Genomic DNA, 6,000 nt, shown 5'->3' with positions numbered 1-6,000 from the left:
CGCCGGCTACAACTTCTCCCTCCTGCTCAACTGGTTCAGGCAGCTTTTGTGGCTTCTCATCGCAGCCCTCCAAAGTCAGCCAAACGAGATCGATGCCTGACCAATCTCATTGTTCACGGTCGACTATTTAGTCCTGCCCTCGGAGCGCAACGAAGTTTTTCGCAACAGGCCGGAACAAAACCCCGCCTCTTGAATAAGGTTTCCATGTCATCGGGACATTGCCTATGCGGAGGTGTGCGCTACCAAATCGCGGGCGAACTCGCAGAGCCTATCGCCTGCCACTGCACCCAGTGCGCGCGCACCAGCGGCAACTTCGCGGCCATGGCAGCCTGCCGATCGGCCGATCTTAGGCTGCTGACTTCGTCCACATTGCGCTGGTATCGGTCGTCGGACAATGTCGAGCGCGGCTTCTGCTCACGCTGCGGCGGCAACCTATTTTGGAGAGCGACTTCGAGCGGGGAAACCTTCATCTCGGCCGGCACCCTTGACCCGCCGACCGGCCTTCATCTCAGCAAACACATTTTCGTCGGCTCGAAATCTGATTTTTACGATCTGGCTGATGGCCTCCCCCAGGAACAAGAAGGTTAGCCACGTTCCGCCTCTGGCAGCGTTATTCTTCCAGATGGCCAACGGCTGGACACCGGCGCTTGTCCGAACTGTTGCGGTTGTTTCATGTTGACCACTGGCCTTTATGATGTCCGCAAGTCAGTCCCACTCTGCTATGGCGACAATAACACCTGGAAATCGTGGTGCGGGTTTTTCTCAGCTCCCGGTCTGATCGATTCGCCTTCACATCTCACCGCCTTTGACACGAGAAGGCGCCGTGGGCAAAAGCCAATCGCTCCTATATGCGACCTGAGAAGCCAACTAACCGCATTGCCCATCGACGCTCGATGAATCGCCTTGATGGCCAGGTATTGCTTCACTTGAAGGGTTCGCCATCTAAGACGGCATGCTGGTCGGCGATCTGCCGGATTGGGACCGTACTGCTTATTGTCGCATCATGCAGCGCCTGACCGACCTCACCCTGGTTTCAACGGAACGCACTATCCGTGAGATCGCCTCCGCCCACCTGTGCCGGAGAGATCAGTCCGTAAGCGCTTTCTGAATTAAATGTTTGTAAGGTCATCTCGAGGCCCCTGTTTCGGGCCTTTGGGCATCCTAGATGCTTTGGTGTCGAGACGGCCGGTTGCCATGTATGGCGAGACAGGCAATCGCGGCTGCCGACACGCCGATTGGGCGTCCCTTGAGAACCGCCCGCGGCGCCCGTTCAACTCTCGCCCGGACAGAACGATCATGTCACCCACGAGCATTCTTAGCAGGCATCGCGTCGCCGCCCTGCTGGGCGCCGCGCTGATCATCTCTCCCGTCGTCATTTCCTTTGCGCAAAATGGAAGCAACACCAATTTGAGCAATGTGGCTGCGACGACCCAGACCCCCGTCGCCGGAGCTGCGGCTCCGAGCGGCTCGTTCGCCCCGATTGTCGCGACCACGAAGCCCGCCGTTGTCACCATCACGACCGTCATGGAGGCGAACCGCAAGCCCATGGGCGAAGTCTCGCCGTTTGACGGCAATTCGCCCTTCGACGAGTATTTCCGCCAGTTCTTCGGCGATCAGGGCATGCCTATGCCGAAGACGCCGCCGCAGCAGCAGCAGCAGCAGCGCCAGCAGGCGCTCGGGTCCGGCTTCATCGTCAACGCCGATGGAACGATTGTCACCAACAACCACGTCATCGACGGCGCGAGCTCGATCAAGGTGACGCTTGACGACGGCACCGAACTTCCTGCCAAGCTCGTCGGCCACGACGCCAAGAACGATCTCGCTGTGCTGAAGGTCAAGGCCGACAAGCCGCTGCCGACAATCAAATGGGGGGATTCCAATAAGCTGATGACGGGTGACCAGGTGCTGGCGATCGGCAATCCGTTCGGCATCGGCACCACGGTTACTGAGGGCATTGTCTCGGCGCGCGGGCGCGACCTGCACAGCGGGCCGTTCGATGACTTCATCCAGATCGACGCGCCGATCAATCACGGCAATTCCGGCGGCCCGCTGGTCGACATCCATGGCGACGTGATCGGCATCAACACCGCGATCTACTCGCCCAATGGCGGCAGCGTGGGCGTCGGCTTTGCCATCCCGTCGGATCAGGCAGAGAAAGTCGTCGCCAAGCTGGAGCAGGGCGGCAACATCGAATACGGCTATCTTGGTGTGCAGATCCAGCCTGTCACACCGGATGTCGCCGGCGCCATTGGCCTCGATCACCCTGATGGAGCCTTGGTTTCGTCAGTCACCCAGGGCTCGCCTGCGGCCAAGGCGGGCATTGAGGTCGGCGATGTGATCACAGGCTTTGGCGGCCAGCAGATCAAGTATCCGAAGGACCTGTCGCGCGCCGTCGCCGATGTTGCGCCAGGCACCAAGGAGACGGTCAATATTTGGCGCAAAGGCAAGACGATCCAAATCTCGACCGATGTCGGCCGCAACACCGAGGATACGCAGACCGCCTCCACAGGCGGGCAGGGCAAGCCGTCAGCGGGACAGGGCCAGGGCGTCCCGTCGCTCGGCCTCGGCCTTACCGACATTACCCCTAATATCCGCCAGGAACTCAACCTGGCCGACAATCAGCACGGCGCCGTGGTTGAGCGCGTCAGTCCGGACAAAGCAGCGTCGGCGGCAGGCATCCAGCCGGGCGACGTCATCGTCGGTATCGACCAGACTCCGGTGAAGAGCGCCAGGCAGGCAAATCAGGCAATCGCCGAGGCCGGCAAGTCCGGCAAGAAGTCGGTGCTGCTGCTGATTGATCGGGGCGATCAGCAGATATTCGTCGCGGTGCCCTTTGCCGCCGGGTGAAGCGGGCGATACGAGGCTTGAGTCAGGGAGGACCAGCGTCTGTTCGCCACAAAGGGCACTTGGCCAGCCTGCTCTGTAGTGGAGTAGTGATAATGGCGGCGGCATGTTGATTCAGCCCAGACAATCCCCTGCACCGTCGCCTTCACTTGGCTGAAGTATGAGGTTGTCGCATCAGAGTCCATGATAGACCGCCAGACCGGGCACCCTGATGCGATTTACAGACGCCTCGGCGAACACCGCCGCGGTCCGCCGACAAATGGCACCTTTACCTGATGGTTGTCTCCATCGGGAAAGCGGTACTGGGGCTGTGGCATGGCGTCGAACAGCATGCTCCAGGCCTTGGTACATAGCCGAAGGGACCGCTTGTGGCTGATGCTTCAGCTAGAGCAGCGCGGCCTTGCACCGCGCATCCTGATCGCCGATAGGCTCTTCAACAGCAGAGCCCTCGCAGGTCCAGGAGGTTCTGAAACGCGTTCCTTTGAGCGCCCATCGCGAAGATGACAACCAGCTCGATAGAAAGCGGAATGGCGAGAAGCCAAAGGATCTCCACACCGGCGGGTTGCTGAGGATGCCTCATTGTGTGTCCTCAATGGGCAGGAAAGTCCATCTGAGGTGAACGTCTGGCAAATGTTCCAGAATGGGCACACAGTCCCAGGCGGCCAGGGATCTAAAGTCTGACCGCTAAAGCGCATTGGGCTCAATGCTGATTTTCGCTGAAACTTCGGTCCTGGAACGCCATTGCTTTATCGGATCGCTGAAGACGGTCCCCTGTCGGCGGTTCTGCTGGGCTCGGCTGCCAGCGTTCGCGAAGGGACGCATCTGATGGAGTGAAGAAATGAAATCATTGATCACCAACTCTGTCGCAGGCCTGATGCTCCTGTCAGGCGCCTGCGTGGCACTGGCGGATACTGTGGTTCTGGCGCCGGAACAGGAAACTACGATCCGCGAGTACGTGAAGAAGGAACCACTTGCTTCCATCAAGTTGCCAGGTGTCGAGCTAAAGGTCGGTTCCACCGTGCCGGAGAAAGTCGAACTGCATAAGGTTCCGAACGTGAAGTACGAATACACGGTGATCGACAATCGGACCGTGGTCGTTGACCCCAAAACCCATACAATCATCAAAGTCCTTGACTGATGGGCTTTCCTGGAGAGGAGCGCCAACCCGGCGCCCCTCGCTAAGCTCCAGGCAGATACCTAATCACATCACCAGGCGGCAAAGCATCAACATGCGAATTGTCGCCGCCCGCTGTCGATCTCTGCGACCTTCGACCCTCGGATCGTCATGTTATCGAAAATAGCGATACTGATCGCAACCACGCGGCCGGTTCTCTACAGCAACCATTGAGAGCCGGTAATGCTGTATCTTCGCGGCCGTCGGGCCAGCGCCTCCACCATTCGCGTCCCAACACCGCGGCCACTATTGGGTCGCGTCCCCACAGGTGGTGTAGCTCGGCGGTAGCGGAGCCGCTCGCGAGCGCGCCCTCAACAGCGCTGTAGCGAGCGAGCTGCGTTGCGGTGGTCATCGACAGTTCGCCGGTAAGGTCGGGTTGCTGACACCAACCTGATTCGAAGGAACCATCGATGACCGACGACATGATGAACCTGCGCGCGCTCGTGGAGAAGACTCCGGATTCCGATCTTTTGCGCGAGATGATTGGCTTTGCCGCCGAGCGGCTGATGGAGCTGGAGGTTGGAGCCGCGACCGGCGCCGCCTATGGCGAGAAGAACCCGTTGCGCACGGCCCAGCGCAACGGCTATCGCGAGCGCGACTGGGAGACGCGCGCCGGCACCGTCGAACTGCGCATCCCCAAGCTCAGGAAGGGTTCCTACTTCCCCGGCTTCCTCGAACCGCGCCGCATGGCCGAGAAGGCGCTGACCGCCGTCATCCAGGAAGCCTACGTCCAGGGCATCTCGACACGCTCGGTCGACGACCTGGTCAAGGCCATGGGCATGAGCGGCATCTCGAAGAGCCAGGTCAGCCGGCTGTGCGAGGAGATCGACGGCAAGGTCAAGGCGTTCCTCGAAAGACCCATCGAGGGCGACTGGCCCTATCTGTGGATCGACGCCACCTACCTGAAGGTGCGACGCGGCGGACGCATCGTCTCGGTCGCCGTCATCATCGCCGTCGGCGTCAACGCGGACGGCCGGCGCGAGGTCCTGGGCATGGAGATTGGCACGTCGGAAGCCGAGCCGATCTGGACGGAGTTCCTGCGCAAGCTCACACGTCGTGGCCTGCGTGGCGTCAAGCTCGTTGTCTCCGACGCGCATGAAGGCCTCAAGGCGGCCGTCACCAAGGTGCTGTGCGCGACATGGCAACGCTGCCGCGTCCACTTCATGAGGAACGTGCTGGCCCCCATGCCGGAAAGAGCGGGCGCCGTGTCGTCTCGGCCTTCATCGCCACAGCCTTCGCCCAGGAGACATCAGAAGCCGCGAGCGCCCAATGGCGTGCCGTCGCCGACCAGATCCGCCCTAAGGTGCCCAAGCTCGCCACCATCATGGACGATGCTGAGCCCGACGTGCTGGCCTACATGACCTTCCCCAAGGAGCACCGCGTCAAGCTCCATAGCACAAACCCGATCGAGCGCCTCAACGGCGAGATCAAGCGCAGGACCGAGGTCGTTGGCATCTTCCCAAACGATGACGCCATCGTCCGCCTCGTCGGCGCGATCCTGCTCGAGCAGAACGATGAATGGGCCGTCCAGCGCGCCAGATACATGACACTGGAAACCATCAGCCAAATGAGCGATGATCCCCTCATCAGCCTGCCAGCTGTGGCACGCTGATCATCCCGGCCCCTTGCCGGAGAGCGCGGCGACCAAACCGTCAGCTACACCACTCCCTGGGACACGATCCACGATTTCTCCGGACCCAGCTCCCATTGATACGTGTTTACTCCCCCCATCCCCAGAATTAGATCGGCGTGAAAGTGACATTCACTAAGCGGAGTTCTGTTGCACGAGACATTCGGAGGATCATTCTGAATTGGTAGCGGCTCCCACGAGGATAGGCGGTTTCGGATTTCCACACCTGGTGGCGCCAAAAGTCATCCGGATGGCTTGGCTCCCGGTTTCCTAGGACTTCCGTTCCGGTTGATTTCGTACCAGGAAGTAGCTTGGTTGGTTCCTCGGCGGCTGGCGAACCGGGAAGCCGAAT

The 6,000-nt window shown here is 60.5% G+C and carries 3 protein-coding genes and 1 pseudogene; all 4 read left to right on the top strand.

Annotated features, from left to right (window positions below; translation table 11 throughout):
- The first annotated feature begins 204 nt into the window (after positions 1-204).
- Positions 205-588, top strand: a complete 384-nt coding sequence (locus RFM68_RS26145; protein ID WP_441338884.1) for a GFA family protein — start codon at positions 205-207, stop codon at positions 586-588.
- A gap of 708 nt (positions 589-1,296) precedes the next feature.
- Positions 1,297-2,847, top strand: a complete 1,551-nt coding sequence (locus RFM68_RS26140; protein WP_320235899.1) for a DegQ family serine endoprotease — start codon at positions 1,297-1,299, stop codon at positions 2,845-2,847.
- Positions 2,848-3,682: 835 nt separating this feature from the next.
- Entirely contained in the window at positions 3,683-3,982 is a 300-nt protein-coding gene (locus RFM68_RS26135; RefSeq protein WP_320235898.1) for a DUF1236 domain-containing protein, read from the top strand.
- Between the two features lie 446 nt (positions 3,983-4,428).
- Positions 4,429-5,630: pseudogene (locus RFM68_RS26130) on the top strand (IS256 family transposase).
- Positions 5,631-6,000 lie beyond the last annotated feature (370 nt).

The organism is Mesorhizobium montanum, from assembly GCF_033977145.1.
Lineage (GTDB): Bacteria > Pseudomonadota > Alphaproteobacteria > Rhizobiales > Rhizobiaceae > Mesorhizobium > Mesorhizobium montanum.
Note: the sequence above shows the minus strand (reverse complement) of the source record. Positions and strands in the feature narration are given on the sequence as shown.